Source organism: Micromonospora sp. DT178 (assembly GCF_049841695.1).
Lineage (GTDB): Bacteria > Actinomycetota > Actinomycetes > Mycobacteriales > Micromonosporaceae > Micromonospora.
Genome location: NZ_JBNCKV010000021.1, coordinates 55,643 through 73,798, shown reverse-complemented (window position 1 = coordinate 73,798; position 18,156 = coordinate 55,643). Strand labels below are relative to the sequence as shown.

The following is an 18,156-nucleotide window of genomic DNA, read 5'->3' as shown; positions in this document are numbered from 1 at the left end:
CCCGGCGGCCCCGGGACGGCGCGGTGGGCGCCGTCCCGGGGCCGTCCGGTCACCCGACGGTCAGGAGGCGGTGCAGGAGCGCACCAGCGGGCGCGTCCAGGTGCCGTTGGCCATCGTGGTGAACCCGAAGACGTTGCCGCTGCCGTTGGACCGCATGGTCATGACGTTTCCGCTGCCGTCCCAGCTCGGGGTGCCGTTCCAGGTGGCGGAGACCTTCTGCGGGGGCGTCACCTCGACGACCACGGTCCAGTTGGTGGCGCCGCTGACCGTGACGTCGCTGTTGAACCGGTCGCCCCACCGGGTGCCGTCGCGCAGGGTGGCGGTGCAGCTTCCGCCCGGCGGCGGGGTGGTCGGGCCGGTCGTCGGCGGCGGGGTGGTCGGCGGGGGAGTGCCGTTGTTGAGGGCGGCGAGGACCGCGTCGTACGCGGGCTTGCGGTTGCCGCCGTTGTCGAACAGCAGCGGTGTGTCGGAGGCCCGCCAGGAGTCGCTGTCCCGGATGCCCCACACGGTGATGCCGGTGCACCGGGAGACCGCGAGGCAGTCGTTGACCACGTTGCGGTACGTGGTGGGCGAGGCCCCGGCGATGTCCAGCTCGGTGATCTGCACGTCGACGCCGAGCGCCGCGAAGCTGGACAGCGTGGTGCGGTAGTTGCCCGGGTAGGGCGAGCCGCTGTTGAAGTGCGACTGGAGGCCCACGCAGTCGATCGGCACGCCGCGCTGCTTGAAGTCGCGGACCATCGCGTAGACGGCCTGGGTCTTGGCGTGGCTCCAGTCGTCGGTGTTGTAGTCGTTGTAGCAGAGCTTCGCGCCGGGGTCGGCGGCCCGGGCCGCCCGGAACGCCGCCTCGATCCAGTCGTTGCCGGTGCGCTGGAGGTTCGAGTCGCGCCGGGCCCCGCTGCCGCCGTCGGCGAACGCCTCGTTCACCACGTCCCAGGCCACCACCTGACCACGGAAGTGGGTGGCCACCTGCGTGACGTGGTTGAGCATCGCCTGGCGCAGCGCGCTGCCGCTCATGTTCTGCATCCAGCCGGGCTGCTGCGAGTGCCAGGCCAGGGTGTGGCCCCGCACGCTCATGCCCCGGCTGCGGGCGTGGCTGACGATCCGGTCGGCGTTGGCGAAGGTGAACTGCCCCTGCTGAGGCTCGGTGGCGTCGATCTTCATTTCGTTCTCGGGCGTCACCGAGTTGAACTCGCGGTTGAGGATCGTGACGTAGGTGTTGTCGCTGAGCTTGTTTGCGGCGACGGCGGCGCCGAAGTAGCGGCCGCGCTCCGCCGCCGACGCGCCCAGGGTGGTCCCGGCGTTCGCCGCGCCGGGCAGGACCGTGGCGCCGGTCGCCGCGAGCAGTCCCACGGCGGCGACGGCGAGGGCCGCGCGTGTGCGCGAGCGCGATCTCGGCCGGGTGTCCCGATGGCACCTCTCGATCATTCCTGCTCCTTCCGGGGGCCGTTCCGCACCGTCGGGGGCGGACCGGTGTGGTGGGGGTGTGCCGGACCGGGGCCGCTCGGCGGGCTGCGCCGGAGAGCCTGCGAGCCCGTTGTCATCGACCCTGGTGGATGTGGAGTATGGCAGCGCGACTCAGTGGCGAGCAAGAATTTCCGGAAAACTAACGATAGCTAAGGAGCATGCTGACGGGTCGGGTGTGTGCGCCCATGCCAGGTCATCAGGGCCTGACAGGTTTTCTCCGGGATGGAGCGTGACGTGTGTGTCCTGACTGCGGGATACAGGCGACCGGATTTTCCGGAGCGATTCCGTAACGCTCAGGGAGGGCGACGCCCGGGGTGCCGGCGGTTGCGGCCACTACGACGCCGGCTGGCCGTGAGCGACCAGGCCGGTAACAGCGACGACGGCCGGCGGGGATGTCGTCCAGTGACAGGTCTCGTGCCTGGACGCGCCCCCATCTCCTCGTAGGCGCTGCCCGGATCCGGGGGCAGGTGCGGCCGAAGGCCACGAACCCGCCGCGGCTGCGTAGTGGAAACGCTTCCCGGCCCGTGGCAGCGGCGATCGACGGAAGGCGCCGCAGGTGCGCCTCCACCAGCGCGACCCGCGCGCGTACCGGGCTTCGGCGCGACCTACCGCGCGGCGCCGGCCGCCGGCGTGATCCGGTCCCAGGCGGGGATGGGCAGCGCGATCACCGCGGCCGGGAAGAGCCCGTGCTCCTCGTTGTCGATGTGCCGGTGCAGCCGGTCCAGGGCGGCCAGCACCGCCGGCCAGTCCGGCGCCGTGCGGTCGACGGTGCCGAGCACGCCGTGGATGTCGTCGTGTTCGGCGCAGAGCTTCTCCACGGCGTCGGCCAGGCTGCCCTCCGCCCGCAGCTCGACGAAGAGACCCTCCTCCTCGGTGGCGGTGTGCGGGCCCAGCAGGGCCAGCAGCGCGTCGAGGGCCGCCGGTGCGTCGGCGCCGCCGGCCCGGACCGCGTCACGCACCCGGCCGGCCGCGTTGGCGATCGCCTCGTGCTCGGCGGAGAGCCGACCGATCAGGGGGAACTCCCGGCAGCCGCAGTAGTTGCACATGCTGATCATCTCCAGGATCACGACGACGTCCGGTCCCATCCTCGGCCCCGAGCCGGCACGGGCGGCAGGGCCGACCGGCCCGGTGCGCCGGGACGACGGGCCCGGACCCTCGGAGCCTGCGCTCAGCACCGCGCACCGCCCAGGGACGCGAAGCACCGCGCGCCTCCCGTCGGGAAGCGCCGCGCGCCGACGGACGCGAAGCGCCGCGCGACGGCGACTACCTCCCCGGAGCACTGCGCCGGCTCATCGACGCGCCGAGCGGCGGGCGCATCCCGGGGACGGCCGTCCACCCGGCGACGGCGTGGTCGATCGGCGGGCCGCCCGGCTATGGTGTCGGCATGCAGGATCGGCACGGCCTCCGCCGCGCCGGCAAGCGGGTGTCGCTGCCGGCGCTGCTGATGCTGACCGTGCTGCTCATGGTGCTCGCCGCGGCCCGGTCCGTCGGGTTGTGCATCGTGTTCCGGTGCGCGCGGCGGGCCGTCCCCGGCTGCGTGCCCGCCTGGTCGGCCGACCGCGCTCCGCCCGGGCTGACGTTCGCCGTCTGAAGCCCGTCCGCCTCCCGCGTCGTACCACGCGGGCCCGTGGCTTGGAGCACCATGCCGACCCTGCATCACGATCGATCCATCCTGCCCCGGTCCGTCGGCGACGGACCGCGACCCGTGGCGTACGCCGCGCCGTGGGGGCGGTGACCATGTTGAGCCCCGGCGCGTACGCCCGCCTCGGCCTGCGGCATCCCGTCGCCCTGGACCTGGGCACTTCCACGGTGCGGCTGTGGACGCCGACGTCCGGCGCGGTCGTCGCCGAGCCCGCCGTCGTCGCGTGCACGTCGGCCGGCGCCCGGGCCGTCGGGCGTGCCGCCATCGCCCTGCGCGACACCGGTGACGCGAAGCTGCTCTGGCCGGTGCGGCACGGCGTGGTGGCCGACTTCTTCGCCTGCGTACACCTGCTGCGGGTGGTGGCCGCGGCGAGCGGACGGCCGGGCGACGACGTCTCCCCGGTCGTGGTCGGTGTGCCGGCCACGGCCACGCTGCGGCAGAAGGACCTTCTCGTCACGGCGGTACGCCACGCGTTCGGCGGGCGGGTCGCCACGGTGGAGGAGCCGCTGGCCGCCGCCCTGGCCTGCCGGGCCGATTTCGACGGCGACGACGTGGTCGCCGTCGACATCGGACAGGGGCGCACCGAGATCGCCCACATCGCCGACCGCGCGGTCGAGGCGGCCGAGCGCGTCGACGTGCCCAACGTCCTCGACCAGGTGCCGCTGATCGCCGCCGCGGTCCGACGCCTGGGCGCCCGGCCGGTGTGGCCGGGGCGACGTCGGCTGCTGATCACCGGCGGCGGGGCGACGCACCCCGAACTCGGGGCCCGGCTGGCCGCCCTGACCGGCCGGGTCGTCACGATGCCCGCCGATCCGCACCTGGCCACGCTCGCCGGCCTGCGCCTGCTGCTGACCGGCTGACACCGGCGGTGCCGCACGGCGTCGTGACGACGGTGCCGTGCGGCCGTCCGCCGCCGCCCACCGGCCGCCCGCCGGGCCGGGACCGACCACCTGGAGTTTTCGATGGACGTCGAGCTGACCCCCCTGCCCGGTATCGGGCTCCGCCGCATGTTCACCACCGACGCGGGACTGCGCATCGGGGTGGTGACCCACCACGTCGGCGGCCGGCGTGAGCTGGTCTACCCCGACGGCGACGACCCCGACGCCACCCGCAGCATCACCCTCACCCACGACGAGGCCGTCGTGCTCGCCGGACTGCTGGGCCTGCTCGACGTCCTCGACGTCACCGGGCCCGGCGTCCTCGCGACTACCCCACCCGCGGGCGGGTAAGCCGCCGTCCGGCGGGAGGAGGAGGGGACGTGGGACGAGAGTTCGTGAACTGGTCCGGCAGCCTGTCGTTCACCCCCGCCGAGTACGCCGAGCCCGCGGACGAGGACGAGGTGCGGGCGCTGGTGCGGCGGGCCCGCGAAACCGGCACGACGCTGCGGCCGGTCGGCTCCGGGCACTCGTCGAGCCCGCTGGTGCGCACCGACGGGATCCTCGCCAGCCTCGACCGGCTCGCCGGGGTGATCGCCGACGACGGCGAGCGCGCCACGGTCCACGCCGGCACCAAGCTCAGGACGCTCGGTGAGGGCCTGTACGACGCGGGGCTGGCGATGGAGAACCTCGGGGACGTGGACTACCAGTCGATCGCCGGCGCGACCGCCACCGGCACCCACGGCACCGGCCTCGGCTTCGGCAACCTCTCCACCCAGGTGGCCGGCGTCCGGCTGGTCACCGGCACCGGCGAGACGCTGGACGTCAGCGCCGACCGCAACCCGGACCTCCTGCCGGCGGCCCGGCTCTCGCTGGGCGCCCTCGGCGTCCTCACCCGGGTCACGCTGGCCGTGCAGCCCCGCTACCAACTGCACCGCCGGTCCTGGTGCGCGCCCGTCGCCTGGACCCTGGACCACCTGGCGGAGTTGCAGCACACCAACCGCAACATGGACTTCTACTGGTATCCCCGCAGCGACCTGACCCAGGTCCGGGTCATGAACCGCGTCGACGAGACGCCGGACGAGCGGGTGTGGCACGCGCCGCGGGTACCGGGCTCGGCGGCCGTGGACGAGCCCCGCGAGGTCCACGTGGCCCCCACCCACCGGGCCATCCCCCGCCACCGGGAGCTGCGGTTCGAGGAGATCGAGTACATGCTGCCGGTGGAGGCCTTGCCGGCCTGCTTCGCGGAGGTGCGGCGGCGCGTCAGGCAACGGCACCGCCGGGTCGCCGGCTGGCGGGTGCTGGTGCGCAGCGTCGCCGCCGACGACATCTGGCTCAGCAACGCCTACGGCCGGCCGACCGCGACCATCGCCTGCCTGCAGAACACCTCCCTGCCGTACGAGGAGTACTTCCGGGACATGGAGGCGGTCTTCCGGCAGTACGGCGGCCGGCCGCACTGGGGAAAGAAGCACTGGTTGACCGCTCGCGAGCTGCGTCCGCTCTATCCCCGCTGGGACGACTTCCAGGCGTTGCGCCGCCGACTGGACCCGGACGGGGTGTTCCTCACCCCCGACCTGACCCGGCTGCTCGAGGAGGCGTGATGCCACCCGTCGGCGCGCGGACGTGGGTCGTCCCGGGCGGGCACGTGCCGTTCCCCGGTCACGGCCCCGAACCGGAGTTCACCAGCTTCGACCAGCTGTGCGTGCTCAACGCCACCGACCAGGACACCGAGATCAGCCTGGACGTCTACTACGAGGACGCCGAGCCCGTCGGGCCGTACCGGATCCTGGTCGGGGCGCGCCGGATCCGGCACGTGCGGGTCAACGACCTGATCGACCCGGAGGCGGTCCGCCTCGACCGTCCCTACGGCTGCCTGCTGCGCTCGTCGGTGCCGGTGGTGGTGCAGTTCCTGCGCCAGGACACCCGGCTGCCCGGTGTCGTCGCGCTGACTGGAGTCATGGCCCATCCCGCCTGACGTTCGGCGCAGGGCGAACCGGGTACCCCCGCCCATGCGGCTCGCGGGGGACGGACAGGCGGCGGAGCCGGACTCCCGGCTGCGCCGGACCGGCCGGGAGACCTACCGGCGGTTGCAGACGTACCTCCTGCTCGCGGTGCAGGCCGGCCTCGCCGCGGCCCTGGCGTGGGTGGTGGCCCGCGAGCTGCTGGGCAACCAGGACCCGACCTTCGCCCCGGCCGCCGCGGTGGGTGTGATCGCCGCGTCCATCGGCAACCGCACCCGCCGCACCGTCGAGCTGATCGCCGGGGTGGTGCTCGGCATCGCCGTGGGTGACGTGCTGATCGGCCTGCTGGGCACCGGGCCGTGGCAGACCGGCGTCATCGTCTTCCTGGCGATCGCCGTGGCGGTGCTGGTCCGCGGCGGCGGCGCCCTGATGACCCAGGCCGGCGGTACGGGCGTGCTGGTGGCCACCCTCACCCCGAACAACCCCGACCTGGAACTGCCCCGGACCATCAACGCGCTGGTCGGCGGAGTGATCGGCCTGCTGGTCGTGCTCGTCATCGTGCCCCTGCACCCGTTACGGACCGTGCGGCGGGTGGCCGACTCCGCGCTGGATCTCTTCGCCCGCCACCTGACCGCGTCGGCGGAGGCGTTGGCCCGCGGCGACGCCCGCGCGGCCGAAGAGGTGCTCGACCGGATGCGCGCCGCCGAGCCGGAACTCGACCGGCTCAGCGAGGCCGTCGAGGCCGCCGACGAGGTGGCCCGGTTCTCGCCGCTGCGCTGGCGGCGCCGCCGGGCGCTGCGGGCCTACCGGCACGGCGTGGAGCACATGGAGCGGGCCTTCCGCAACAGCCGCACCCTCGTGCGCCGGATCGGCACCGCCCTGCGTGACGACGAGCCGGTGCCGCCCGGCCTGCCCGCCGCCGTCGAGCGCTACGGCGAGGCGGTCCGGATGCTGCACCGCGAGTTCCTGGCGGCCCGGGAGCCCGTCGGCGCCCGGGAGCGGGTGCTGGTGGCAGTGCGGGAGGCCGGCGAGGCGTGCCGTCAGGACATGGGCTTCTCCGGCACCATCGTCGTGTCCCAGCTGCGGACCATCGCCAACGACCTGCTGCGTGCCACGGGCGTGCCCCGCGACGAGGCGCGCCGAATGGTGCGCCGGGCCGCCGCCGGACACCGGTGACGGCAGCGGGATCACGCCGAGCCGACGAACTGGCTGACGTGGTAGGCGGTGCTGCGGTTGTCGGGCGTCCTGGTCCATTTCGACACCATCAGGTGCAGGTCGTTGGCCCGCCGGCTGGACCACGGGTGGATGAAGCCGCCGTAGAGGCCCGGCTCCTGCCAGGAGGTGACCTGGATCCGCTCGGCCGTCCAGACCCGGTCCGGCCCGTCCGCCGTGCGCGTGACGATGCACCCGGTGGCGCAGTTGAGGTACGACATCACCCACGTGCCGTCGGCCAGCCGTCGCACCGAGGGCTCGCCGAAGCGGCCGGTCAGGATCGGCGTGCACGGGCGGCCCCAGCCCCAGTTGCTGCCGTTCCAACCCCAGCCCTCGTACGACTCCGGGAAGAACAGCCGGTCCCAGCGGACCCGGCGCAGCATCATCGGCCCGTGCTGGCGGCCGGCGCGCACCGAGAAGACGTACACCCAGTCCCCGTCGCGCTGCATCGTCCACATCTGGAACGGGTCGGTGTTGGTGCCGTCGTTCCACCACTTCAGCGGCGTACGGACGAAGTCGTTGCCGTTGTCGCTGTAGGCGAGCCCGGCGTAGCGCGACCGCCAGTGCGGCCCGGCCGGGCCGGCGGAGTTCCAGTTCTCGATGCTCATGTACGACACGAGCTGGCGGCCGGTCTCGGGAAAGGCGATGCCGTCGTTGGGGATGACGGTCACCTCCCAGAGGCCGTCGATGCCGATGCCGTGGTGGCCGTTGTGCATCAGTTCCGGGGCCCGGCCGTTGCCCGCGACGCGGGCGGCGCTGTCGAAGACGATCCCGCCGGCGGCGCCGGGGTGCACGGCGGAGCGCAGCATCACCGGCGAGCGCCAGTCGTTGGGCACCGGCGGGCCCTCGGGCCACGGGGTGTCGAACGTGTCGCCGAACAGGTAGCCGATCGAGCCGTTCTCCAGCATGTACGGGATGCCGAGGTCCGTGCCCGCGACCCGCCACCGGTGGTTGGTGTCCAGGTCGGCGCCGGTCAGGCGCTTCTTCCAGGAGGCGGCCCGGGCAGTGCCGGGGGCGAGGGCCGGCGCGACGGCCGTGGCCACGCCGGCGGCGGCAACCGTGCCGAGCAGGGAACGGCGTGTGATCATGATGACCGTCCTTGTCGCGAGGGGTCCCGGAAGGCCCCGGACGTGGGGACCGGACCGCAGGCCGGCCACATCGAGTTACCGATGTCGATGTAGGGCTGGAACCTACGGCCAACCGGCCGGCGAGGTCAAGGAGCCCGGACCCGTCGACCACGAAGCCGCACGTGGCGGATTGGACGGGCGGGCGCGGGCATGACAGGGTGCTGCTGGTGCGCACGGGTGAGAGGTAAGCGTCTGTGGCCGATCCGCATACCGCGTGGTCTTCCGGTGATCCGCAGGCGGTGCTCGACGGTTTCGAGCAGCTGCCCGGATTCGTGTGGATCTTCGAGGGGCCCGAGCTGCGGGTGGTGGCCGCGAACCCGGCCGTGCGCGCCGCCGTCGGCAACCGCAGCGGCCTGATCGGTGAGCCCTTCCGGCGGGCGGTGCCGGAACTCGCGGGCCAGCACATCTTCGAACTGCTCGACCAGGCCCTGCACGGTGTCCGCTCGCACGGCTACGAGCAGCGCGTCCTGACCGACCGCAACGGCGACGGCAGCCTGACGGAGGCCTTCTACACCTTCGACATGGCGCCGTGGCGCAACCCCGACGGCTCGGTGCGCGGGGTGATCGTGCAGGCCGTCGACGCCACTCCCGTGGTGGCCGCCCGGCAGGCCGCCGAGGCGGCCGCCGCCACCGCCGAGCACCGCTACCGCCAGGCCGCCGGCCTCGTCCTGGAACTGCAACGCAGCCTCCTGCCCGACCTGCTGCCCGTCCTGCCGCGCGTCCAGGTCGCCGCCCACTACCTCGTCGCGAGCAGCGACCTCGTCGCCGGCGGGGACTGGTTCGACGCGGTTCCCCTGCCGGACGGCCGGCTCGCGCTGACCGTCGGCGACGTCGTCGGGCACGGCGCGGCGGCCGCGGCGGCCATGGGGCAACTCCGTACGGTCGCCCGGCAGGCGTTGCAGTCGGGCGGTGACCTGCCGCAGGTGCTGGCCGTGCTGGACGACTTCGCGGGCCGCGCCGACGTGACCCGGGCGGCCACCACCTGCCTCGCGGTACTCGACCCGGACACGGGGACGCTCGAAGCGGCCAGCCACGGACACCCCGCGCCGCTGGTGATCGGCGCCACCGGCGAGGCCCGGTACCTGCCGCTGACGCCCACGGGACCACTGGGCACCGGAGCCGGCCCCGCCCCGGTGCAGGCCCACCAGCTACGGGCCGACGACGTTCTGCTGCTCTACACCGACGGCCTGATCGAACGCCCCCGGCAGAGCCTGCACGACGGCGCCCGCATCCTGGCCGACGCCGCGACGGCCGCCCGGCGGGCGATACTCGACGCGGCCACGACCGTCCCGCAGCGGCTGCCCGACCGGATCTGCACCCTGGTCACGGAACGGCTCGCCCTCGCCGGCGGCGGCTTCGGCGACGACACCACGCTCCTCGCCGCCCACCTCCTGCCGCAGCCCCTCGCACCGCTGCACGTGACCCTGCCCGCCGACAGGACGGCGCTGCGCCCGATGCGCCGGCACCTGAGCGACTGGCTCGTCCGGATCGGGGCCGGCGAACTCGACGCGAGCGACCTCGTCCACGCCGCGGGGGAGGCCGTCACCAACGCCGTCGACCACGCCTATCCGAGCGGTACGCCGGGGACGTTCACGCTGCACGGCACGCTGGACCACCAGGGCGTCGTGCACGTCACCTGCACCGACCAGGGGCGGTGGCGCCCACCGGTCGCCGACCCGGGCGGCCGCGGCCGTGGACTGACGATGATCCGCGGGCTCGTCGACCGCGCGGAGGTCCGGCACACCGAGGCCGGCACCACCGTCAGCATGCACCACCACATCGGCCAGGCCACCAACGTCACCACCGTGGCCGCCGCCCAGGCGGCCGGCCCCCACAAGCAGGCCGCCGTCGACGAGGAGTTCACGGCCGCCGTCATCGAAACCCCGACGGGCCGGGTGCTGCGGGTGCAGGGGCCGGTGGACCTGGTCACCGGCCCCCGGCTACGCGCCGCGATCATGCAGGCCAGCCGCGGCGGCAGCCTGCCGCTGACCATCGACCTCACCCCGGTCACGCACCTGAGCAGCACCGGCGTGCGGATCCTGCACGAGGTCGCCCGGATCGTCGCGCACCTGCGCGTCACCGCCACCCCGCAGAGCCCCGCCCACGCCGTACTGGAACTGACCGGGCTGCGGCACCTCCTGCCGGAGGCCGCCGCGAACGGAAGCGACGACGGGTTCCACCGGTAGCCCGGACCCCGGCGCGGAAGAATCTTCGAGCGGGGTGTCCAATCGGCCGTCTCCCGTCCGTAGTGATGTCGTACGGCGTCGCCCGGCACCCAAGAGGCGACGCGACACGGAGGGGAGACGATCGTGAAGTACATGCTGCTCATCAACGCCGGTGCGGTCGGCGAGGACGGCGGGGCCGCCGGCTGCGACGTCGGCGACTGGATGGCGTACGACAAGCAGGTGCGCGAGGCGGGGATCCTGGTCTCCGGCGAGTCGCTGGCGGACCTGGTCACCGCCACCACCGTGCGGGTCGGCCAGGACGGCAGGCGGACCGTCACGGACGGGCCGTTCGCCGAGACCCGCGAGATCCTCGGCGGCTTCTACGTGATCGACGTGCCGGACCTCGACGTCGCGCTCGACTGGGCGGCGCGCTGCCCCGGCGCGCGCGCGGGCGGCTCCGTCGTGGTCCGGCCGGTCGCCGAGTTCGGGGGCTGAGCGCGGTGGGCGGAGCGCCCGCCGACACCGGGGGGACGGGCGAGGCGCCGGCGGCGGTCGTGGAGGCGGTGTTCCGTGAGGAACGCGGCCGGCTGCTGGCGGCCCTCGTCCGCCGCTTCGGCGACCTCGACCTGGCCGAGGAGGTCACCTCCGAGGCCGTCGAGGCGGCGCTGACGCGGTGGCCGGTCGACGGCGTTCCGCCCAAACCCGGCGCCTGGCTGATGACCACGGCGCGCCGCCGGGCGGTCGACCGGCTGCGCCGGGACCAGGCCCTCGCCGCGCGGCTGGCCATCCTCCAGGCCGAGGCGGACCGGGCGGAGCCCGCCCCCGCCCCGGTGCCGGGCGGTGAGCTGCCGGACGAGCGGCTCCAGCTCTTCTTCACCTGCGCGCACCCGGCGCTCGCGGCCGAGGACCACGGGGCGCTGACCCTGCGCTACCTGGCGGGCCTGACCACGCCCGAGGTGGCCCGCGCCTTCCTGGTGCCGACGGCGACGATGGCCAAGCGGATCACCCGGGCGAAGAAGAAGATCCACGAGGCCAGGATCCCGTTCCGCGTGCCCGGCGCGCAGGAGCTGCCGCAGCGGCTGCCGGGAGTCCTCCAGGCGGTGTATTCGATCTTCACGGAGGGCTACGCCGCCAGCGGGGGCCCGCGCCTGCAACGGCTCGACCTCGCCGAGGAGGCCATCCGGCTGGCCCGGATCCTGCGCCGGCTGCTGCCCGCCGGCCGGGAGGTCGCCGGGCTGCTCGCGCTCATGCTGCTGATCCACGCCCGCCGCGACGCCCGCACCGGCCCGGACGACGAGCTGGTGCTGCTCGACGAGCAGGACCGTGGCCGCTGGGACCGCCGCATGATCGCCGAGGGCCTCGACCTGGTGCCCGTCGCGCTGACCGGCGGTCCGCCCGGCCCGTATGGCGTGCAGGCCGCGATCGCCGCCCTGCACGTCGAGGCGGCGGACCTCGCCACCACCGACTGGCCGCAGATCGTCGCGCTCTACGACGTGCTGCTCGCCCTCGCGCCGTCCCCGGTCGTCGCGCTGAACCGGGCCGCGGCGGTGGCGATGCGCGACGGCCCGGAGGCGGGCCTGGCGCTGCTGGACGAGCTGGCCGACGAGCCGCTGCTGCGGGGCCACCACCCCTACCCGGCCGCCCGGGCCGACCTGCTGCACCGCCTCGGCCGGCACGCCGACGCCGCCGAGGCGTACCGGGAGGCGCTCGGCCTGGCCGGCACCGAACCCGAGCGGGCCCTGCTGCGCCGCAGGCTGGACGCGATCGAGCGGCCCCCCGCGTCGGGGACGTGACGGCACGCCGCCGCGACGCCGTGGGCCCGCCGGGTGCCGAGCCCACCGCCGACAGGGAGCTCGCGCGGGCTGCGGCGACCCGCGTGCCGTCGGGTCGGCACACCAGGGGCGCTCACCGGGCGGCGACCGCCAGCACGCCCCGGTCCAGGACGACCCGTCCGGTCCCGTCGGTGGCGCGGAAGACCACGCCGTACGGGCGCCGCCAGGCGTGCACCGTCAGGGTGTCGCCGGGGTGCAGCGGGGCGTTGAAGCGGGCGCGGACGTGCCGCACGCGCGTCGGGTCGTCACCGACGAGGGGCAGCAGGAGCCGGCCGGCGAAGCCGAAGGTGCACAGGCCGTGCAGGATCGGGCGGGGCAGCCCGGCCCGACCGGCGACGGCCGGGTCGGAGTGCAGCGGGTTGCGGTCGCCGCTGAGTCGGTAGAACAGCGCCTGGTCCGGGCGGATGGTGGTGACGATCCGGTGCTCGGGCGGGTCGGCCGGCGGGTGCCAGAGGGCGGGCCGGGCGCGCCGCCCGCCGAATCCGCCGGCGCCGATGACGAACATCGCCCGGCGTACGGTGCCCAGGACCGTGCCCGCCGGGTCGTGGAGCCGGGAGACCTGCTCGACCAGTGCGCCGCTGCCCTGGTCGTGCAGCCCGGTCACGGCGGCGGTGGTGTGCACCTGCCCGGCCGGTGGCAGCGGGCGGAACAGGGTCAGCGCCTCCTCCGCGTGCCGGATCGCGGTCAGCTCGCCCAGGGGCGGCGGGTCGGCGGCGAGCACGCTGGCGAAGGTCGGCAGCACCCGCTGCGGGTGGCCGGTGGAGTTCTCGGTGGTGAGGTGGAGCTCCGCCGCCGGGTCGCGTTGTCCCGCCCCGACCCCGAGGGCGTAGAGGATCGTCTCGGTCGGGGTCCACGCCCGGCGTAGCGAGGTGCGCAGTCCGACGAGACTACTGAAAGTAGTCGGCGCGGTTCCCCGTCGGTTCGACGGCCGGCCCGGTCGGTCGGCATGCGCCCCTTTGTCCAGCGTGTTCATCGGGCTCCCGGTTTGTTCGACTCGTCGACTGGCGATGATCGACGGCTACTGTCTGTTGCAGGAAGGTGAGGCCGAATCTCTTGACTGCGCACGCCGTCCGGCAGTAGCGTCCCATATTAAGCAACGGTAACCATAATATGAGCCGCTAGGTATCTGGGGTAGCCATGAGAATGCGAGCATTGCGCGCTGCGGTAGCAGCCCTGCTGGTGACCGCCGCCGTTGCGGCATGCGCGGAGAACCAGAGCCCGACCGAGTCCGGCGGCGGCGGCGAGGCGGCCCCCTCGGTGGCGGTCAACTTCGGCGTCGGCGTCGACCCGGCGTACTCCCCGATCTACCTCGCCGACCAGGAGAAGCTGTTCCAGGCCAACGGCCTGAACGTCACCGTCACCCAGTTCCAGGAGGGCACCGGTGGCCTCGACGCGATCCTGGCCAAGCAGGGCCAGTTCACGGCCAGCACCGAGTCGAGCCTGCTGAACCGGGCCACCCGGGGCGACATCAAGGGCCTGGCCGTCTTCTCGCAGTCGCCCAGCTTCATCAAGCTCGTGGCACGCTCCGGCATCGCCGACGTGGCGGGCATCAAGAAGTACGGCGTCGTCCCCGGCACGGTCAACGAGTACGCCACCAACAAGGTCCTCGCGGCGCGCGGGATCAGCCGGGAGTCCGTCGAGTTCGTCAACGCCTCTCCCGCCGAGATGCCCGCCCTGCTGCAACGCGGCGACGTGGACGGCTACATCATGTGGGAACCGTGGCCGTCGCGCGGCGTCGCCAACGGCGGCAAGGTCCTGCTGACCAGCGGCGACATCGGCTACGTCTACAACCTGGTGATCGGCGTCGACGGCGCCTGGTACGAGGCCAACAAGGAGACCGCCAAGAAGGTCGTGCAGACCATCGGCCAGGCGTGCGAGCAGCTCACCCAGGACCCGGCCAAGGCGGGCACGGTCACCGAGAAGGCCATCAAGGTGCCGGCGAAGGAGGCCCAGACGCTGCTGGAGGGCGTCCAGTGCCAGGTCCGCGACTTCACCGACGACGACCTCAAGCGCTACGGCGAGATCGCCCAGTTCCAGCAGGACAGCAAGATCGTCACCCAGAAGGCGGACCCGGCGACCGTCATGGTCAAGGGGGTGGCGTGACAGTCAACGGCACCGCCCCCGCCACGACCCCCGCCGGCCGACCCGCCAGCCGCGCCGGCTCCCCGATCCGCATCAGCGACGTCGACATCCGCTTCGGCGAGTTCGTCGCCGTCCGCGGCGCCAGCCTCGACATCGCCGCCGGTGAGCTCGTCTGCCTGCTCGGTCCGAGTGGCTGCGGCAAGTCCACGCTGCTCAACGCGGTCGCCGGGTTCGTCCGCCCGGCGGCCGGCGAGGTGACCTGCGGCGGCGAGCCGGTGACCGGCCCCGACGTGTCGCGGGGCGTGGTCTTCCAGAGCGCCGAGGCGCTGTTCCCCTGGCTGACCGTACGCCAGAACGTCGCCTTCGGGCCGCAGATGCGCGGCGTGCCGAAGGCCCAGCGCGACGCCGTCGTCGAGCGGTACCTGGCGATGGTCGGCCTCACGCACAGCGCCGAGCGGTTCCCCGAGCAGCTCTCCGGCGGCATGCGCCAGCGGGCCCAGCTCGCCCGGGTCCTGGCCAACGACCCCTCGGTCGTGCTGATGGACGAGCCGTTCGGCGCGCTGGACGCCCAGACCCGGCTGGTGATGCAGGTCGAACTCGACCGGATCTGGCGCGAGACCGGCGCCACGATCGTCTTCGTCACCCATGACATCGGCGAGGCGATCCTGCTCGGCGACCGGATCGTCACGATGACCGCGGGACCGTCGGCGGCCATCAAGAAGGACTACCGCTGCGACCTGCCCCGGCCCCGCGACCTGACCGACCCGGCCTGCGCGGCGCTCTTCCGGGAGCTGCGCGAGGACATCGGCGCCGAGGTGGCCCGGACGCTGCGCGCCCAGGGACTCGACGACGGCCACGACGGCCGGCCCGGCGCCGACCACACGAACGACGACCGGACGGAGGGGCGATGACAGTCGAGGCACCCACCGTTCCCGACCGCACCAGGGCGTCGGCGACGACCGCCCCCCGCCGCAACCGCTGGCCCCGGCTGACCCGGATCGGGCTGTCGGTCCTGTCGGTGCTGCTCGGCGTGCTGATCTGGGACCTGGTCAGCCGCAACTACACGGCCTTCTTCCTGCCCTCGCCGCGGCTCACCCTCGACGGCGCGGTCGAACTGATCCGCGACGGCACCCTGTGGGACTCGGTCAGCGCCTCCTCGACCCGCATCCTCACCGGCTGGCTGCTCGGCGTGCTCGTCGGCGTACCGATGGGTCTGCTGATGGGCTGCATCCCCTGGCTGCGGCTGATGCTCGACCCCTACATCCAGTTCTTCCGCTTCGTGCCACCGATCGCCTTCGTCACCCTGGCCATCATCTGGCTCGGGCCGGGGGAGGCGTCGAAGGTGGCGCTGATCTTCTACACCACCGTCTTCATCGTCGCCCTCAACACCCTGGCCGGGGTGCTGTCGGTCAACGAGATCCGGATGCGGGCGGCCCGCGCGCTCGGCGCCGGTCCCGTACGCAGCCTCGTCTCGGTCGTGCTGCCGTCGACGGTGCCGCACGTGGTCACCGGGGCCCGGCTGGCGATGGGCAACTCGTTCCTGACGATCGTCTCCGCCGAGATCGTCGCCGCCCAGAGCGGCCTGGGATCGCTGATCTGGACGGCGCGCAACTACGCCAAGACGGAGTGGGTCTTCGTGGGCATCATCGCCCTGGGCCTGCTCGGCTACCTCTTCGACTGGATCCTGCGTCTGGTCACGGGACGGACCCTGCGCCGCTACGGCGTCACGTTCTAGCGGCCCGACCCGTCGCCGACGCCATCCACCCCTATCCGAAAGGCTCGCCATGCTCTGCATCGGCGTCGACATCGGTGGCACCTTCACCGACGTCATCGTCTACGAGCCGGCCACCGCCCGGCTCGCCGAGGCCAAGACCCTCTCCACGCCGCACGATCCGGCGGCGGCGATCTTCGAGGGTCTCGCCAAGCTCGGTGTCAGCCTGGACACGGTCGACCGGTTCGTGCACGGCACCACCCGGGTGACCAACGCGCTCCTCGAAGGCTCCGGCGAGCCGGTGTCCGTCCTGGCCACCGAGGGCTTCCGGGACGTGCTGGAGATGGGCCTCGGACACCGGCCCCGCCTCTACAGCGTCAAGGAGAGCGCCCGGCCGCCGCTCGTCGCGCGCCGGCACCGGCACGTGCTGCGCGAACGCATCGGCGCCGACGGCCGCGTCGTCCGGCCGCTGGACACCGACGACCTGGACGAGGCCCTCGACCGGGTGGCCGCCGCCGGTCCCCGCGCGGTGGCGGTCTGCCTGCTGCACTCGTACCGCAACCCCGCCCACGAGCGGGCCGCGGCGCGGCGGCTGGCGGAGCGGTACCCCGACCTGGTCTGCACCGTCTCCTCCGACGTGGTGCCGGAGCAGGGCGAGTACGAGCGGTTCGCCACCACCGTGCTCAACGCCAGTGTGCGGGCGACCGTCGCCGACTACCTGCGCGGCCTCGGCGACGCCCTCGCCGACGGCGGCTACGCCCACCCACTGTCGATCATGACGAGCAGCGGCGGCGTCGTCTCCACCGAGGAGGCCGGGCGGCTGCCGATCAACCTCGCCCTCTCGGGGCCCGCGGGCGGGGTCGCGGCCACCGTGCACCTGGCCTCGCTCGCCGGCTACCCGAACGTCATCACCTGCGACATCGGCGGCACCAGCACGGACGTCTGCCTGATCAAGAACGGTGCCCCGTTGATGACCAACGACGGGAAGATCGCCGGCTACCCGAACCGCACCTTCCAGGTCGAGATCAACACCATCGGCGCCGGCGGCGGCTCGATCGCCTGGCGCGACCGGGGCGGGGAACTGCGCGTCGGACCGCGCAGCGCCGGATCGACCCCCGGCCCGGCGGCGTACGGCCGCGGCGGCACCGAGCCGACCACCACCGACGCGCACCTGCTCGTCGGCCACCTCGACCCGCAGGAGAGCCTGGGTGGGGAGGTGCCGCTCGACCTCGACGCGGCCCGCGCCGCCCTGGCCGGGCTGGCCGGCACGTTCGGCCTCGACGAGCTGGACCTGGCGCACGGCATCCTCACCCTCGCCACGGTCAAGATGACCAGCGCGATCAAGGAGATCTCCGTCGCCTGCGGCCACGACCCGCGCGACTTCGTGCTGATGCCCTTCGGCGGCGCCGGCCCGATGCACGCCACCGACCTCGCCGACGAACTCGGCATCCGCCGGGTCCTGGTCCCGCCGGTGCCCGGCAACTTCTCCGCGCTCGGCTTCGTCACCGCCCAGGCCCGCCACGACTACGTGCGTACCGTGCTGGTGCCGGCCGACGACGACGGCCTGGCCGCCGTCCGGGCGGCCCAGGCCGACCTGCGCGACGCCGCCCTGGCCCAGCTCAAGGCCGAGGACGGCGTGGAGCCCGACCAGGTCAGCTTCGGCCTGTCGGTCGGCATGCGGTTCAAGGGCCAGAGCTTCGACCTCGCCGTCGCCCTGGCCGAGCTGCCGGCCGACGCCGACGACCTGGTGGCGGCCTTCCACGCCGCCTACGCCGAGCGGTACGCCTACACCCGCTCCGACCACCCCGCCGAGATCGTCAACTGCCGGCTCACCGCGTTCGGGCCACGCCCGGCGGTACGCTTCGCCGCCCCGGCCGGCGGCCCGGCGGAGCCCGGCCGGACCCGTCTCTACCGCCCGGGCGGCTGGGTCGAGGCGACCGTGTGGCGCCGCGCCGACCTGGGCCCCGACTCCGTCGTCGCCGGCCCCGCCGTCGTGCGGGAGAACGGCAGCACCACCGTCGTCGGCGGCGGATGGACCGCCACGGTCGACGACCACGGAAACCTGCTGCTGACCAAGGAGTGATC

Annotated in this window: 17 protein-coding genes; 13 read left to right on the top strand and 4 right to left on the bottom strand. The window is 73.8% G+C overall.

The window, feature by feature from the left end; translation table 11 throughout:
• Window positions 1–60: 60 nt before the first annotated feature.
• Window positions 61–1,425 carry an endo-1,4-beta-xylanase gene (locus tag ACLQ22_RS28575; RefSeq protein ID WP_425695025.1) on the bottom strand — a complete coding sequence of 455 codons (1,365 nt, stop codon included), beginning with the start codon at window positions 1,423–1,425 and terminating at the stop codon, window positions 61–63.
• Window positions 1,426–2,069: 644 nt separating this feature from the next.
• Window positions 2,070–2,510, bottom strand: coding sequence for a hemerythrin domain-containing protein (locus ACLQ22_RS28570; protein ID WP_425695070.1), 441 nt, complete (start codon window positions 2,508–2,510; stop codon window positions 2,070–2,072).
• 338 nt (window positions 2,511–2,848) lie between these two features.
• Here ACLQ22_RS28570 and ACLQ22_RS28565 point away from each other — a divergent pair, with 338 nt between their 5' ends.
• From ACLQ22_RS28565 to ACLQ22_RS28540, 6 genes are all read left to right on the top strand, one after another.
• The gene (locus ACLQ22_RS28565) at window positions 2,849–3,055 is read left to right on the top strand and encodes a hypothetical protein (RefSeq protein ID WP_121398103.1); all 207 of its coding nucleotides are present in this window, start codon (window positions 2,849–2,851) and stop codon (window positions 3,053–3,055) included.
• 146 nt (window positions 3,056–3,201) lie between these two features.
• The gene (locus ACLQ22_RS28560) at window positions 3,202–3,966 is read left to right on the top strand and encodes a rod shape-determining protein (RefSeq protein WP_121398104.1); all 765 of its coding nucleotides are present in this window, start codon (window positions 3,202–3,204) and stop codon (window positions 3,964–3,966) included.
• Between the two features lie 102 nt (window positions 3,967–4,068).
• The gene (locus ACLQ22_RS28555; RefSeq protein ID WP_121398105.1) at window positions 4,069–4,335 is read left to right on the top strand and encodes a potassium transporter TrkA; all 267 of its coding nucleotides are present in this window, start codon (window positions 4,069–4,071) and stop codon (window positions 4,333–4,335) included.
• Window positions 4,336–4,364: 29 nt separating this feature from the next.
• Entirely contained in the window at window positions 4,365–5,582 is a 1,218-nt protein-coding gene (locus ACLQ22_RS28550) for a D-arabinono-1,4-lactone oxidase (RefSeq protein WP_425695024.1), read from the top strand.
• The gene (locus ACLQ22_RS28545; RefSeq protein WP_425695023.1) at window positions 5,582–5,956 is read left to right on the top strand and encodes a sensory rhodopsin transducer; all 375 of its coding nucleotides are present in this window, start codon (window positions 5,582–5,584) and stop codon (window positions 5,954–5,956) included. The genes ACLQ22_RS28550 and ACLQ22_RS28545 overlap by 1 nt, the downstream gene beginning before the upstream one ends.
• Window positions 5,957–5,990: 34 nt before the next feature.
• Window positions 5,991–7,118 (top strand): FUSC family protein, encoded by a 1,128-nt coding sequence (locus tag ACLQ22_RS28540; protein ID WP_425695022.1) that lies wholly within the window; start codon window positions 5,991–5,993, stop codon window positions 7,116–7,118.
• Window positions 7,119–7,129: 11 nt separating this feature from the next.
• On the opposite strand, the gene ACLQ22_RS28535 is transcribed toward ACLQ22_RS28540, so the two are convergent.
• On the bottom strand, window positions 7,130–8,245 hold the full coding sequence (locus ACLQ22_RS28535) for a DUF4185 domain-containing protein (protein WP_425695069.1): 1,116 nt from the start codon (window positions 8,243–8,245) through the stop codon (window positions 7,130–7,132).
• A gap of 275 nt (window positions 8,246–8,520) precedes the next feature.
• Here ACLQ22_RS28535 and ACLQ22_RS28530 point away from each other — a divergent pair, with 275 nt between their 5' ends.
• The 3 genes from ACLQ22_RS28530 (at window position 8,521) to ACLQ22_RS28520 (ending at window position 12,239) form a co-directional block, all read left to right on the top strand.
• Complete coding sequence (locus ACLQ22_RS28530) at window positions 8,521–10,467, top strand: SpoIIE family protein phosphatase (protein WP_425695021.1); 1,947 nt, start codon at window positions 8,521–8,523, stop codon at window positions 10,465–10,467.
• 132 nt (window positions 10,468–10,599) lie between these two features.
• Window positions 10,600–10,941, top strand: coding sequence for a YciI family protein (locus tag ACLQ22_RS28525; protein ID WP_425695068.1), 342 nt, complete (start codon window positions 10,600–10,602; stop codon window positions 10,939–10,941).
• Between the two features lie 5 nt (window positions 10,942–10,946).
• Window positions 10,947–12,239, top strand: a complete 1,293-nt coding sequence (locus tag ACLQ22_RS28520; protein ID WP_425695020.1) for an RNA polymerase sigma factor — start codon at window positions 10,947–10,949, stop codon at window positions 12,237–12,239.
• Window positions 12,240–12,351: 112 nt separating this feature from the next.
• On the opposite strand, the gene ACLQ22_RS28515 is transcribed toward ACLQ22_RS28520, so the two are convergent.
• Entirely contained in the window at window positions 12,352–13,251 is a 900-nt protein-coding gene (locus ACLQ22_RS28515; protein WP_425695019.1) for a MaoC/PaaZ C-terminal domain-containing protein, read from the bottom strand.
• Window positions 13,252–13,421: 170 nt separating this feature from the next.
• Here ACLQ22_RS28515 and ACLQ22_RS28510 point away from each other — a divergent pair, with 170 nt between their 5' ends.
• Genes ACLQ22_RS28510 through ACLQ22_RS28495 form a run of 4 tightly spaced genes read left to right on the top strand, consistent with a single transcriptional unit; the run spans window position 13,422 to window position 18,154 of the window.
• Window positions 13,422–14,381: an ABC transporter substrate-binding protein gene (locus ACLQ22_RS28510; RefSeq protein WP_425695067.1), complete on the top strand. Its 960-nt coding sequence runs from the start codon at window positions 13,422–13,424 to the stop codon at window positions 14,379–14,381.
• Window positions 14,378–15,271, top strand: coding sequence for an ABC transporter ATP-binding protein (locus tag ACLQ22_RS28505; RefSeq protein ID WP_425695018.1), 894 nt, complete (start codon window positions 14,378–14,380; stop codon window positions 15,269–15,271). Before ACLQ22_RS28510 ends, ACLQ22_RS28505 begins: the two co-directional genes overlap by 4 nt.
• Window positions 15,268–16,095: an ABC transporter permease gene (locus ACLQ22_RS28500; protein ID WP_121398114.1), complete on the top strand. Its 828-nt coding sequence runs from the start codon at window positions 15,268–15,270 to the stop codon at window positions 16,093–16,095. Before ACLQ22_RS28505 ends, ACLQ22_RS28500 begins: the two co-directional genes overlap by 4 nt.
• Before the next feature lie 49 nt (window positions 16,096–16,144).
• Complete coding sequence (locus tag ACLQ22_RS28495; RefSeq protein WP_425695017.1) at window positions 16,145–18,154, top strand: hydantoinase/oxoprolinase family protein; 2,010 nt, start codon at window positions 16,145–16,147, stop codon at window positions 18,152–18,154.
• Window positions 18,155–18,156: the final 2 nt, after the last annotated feature.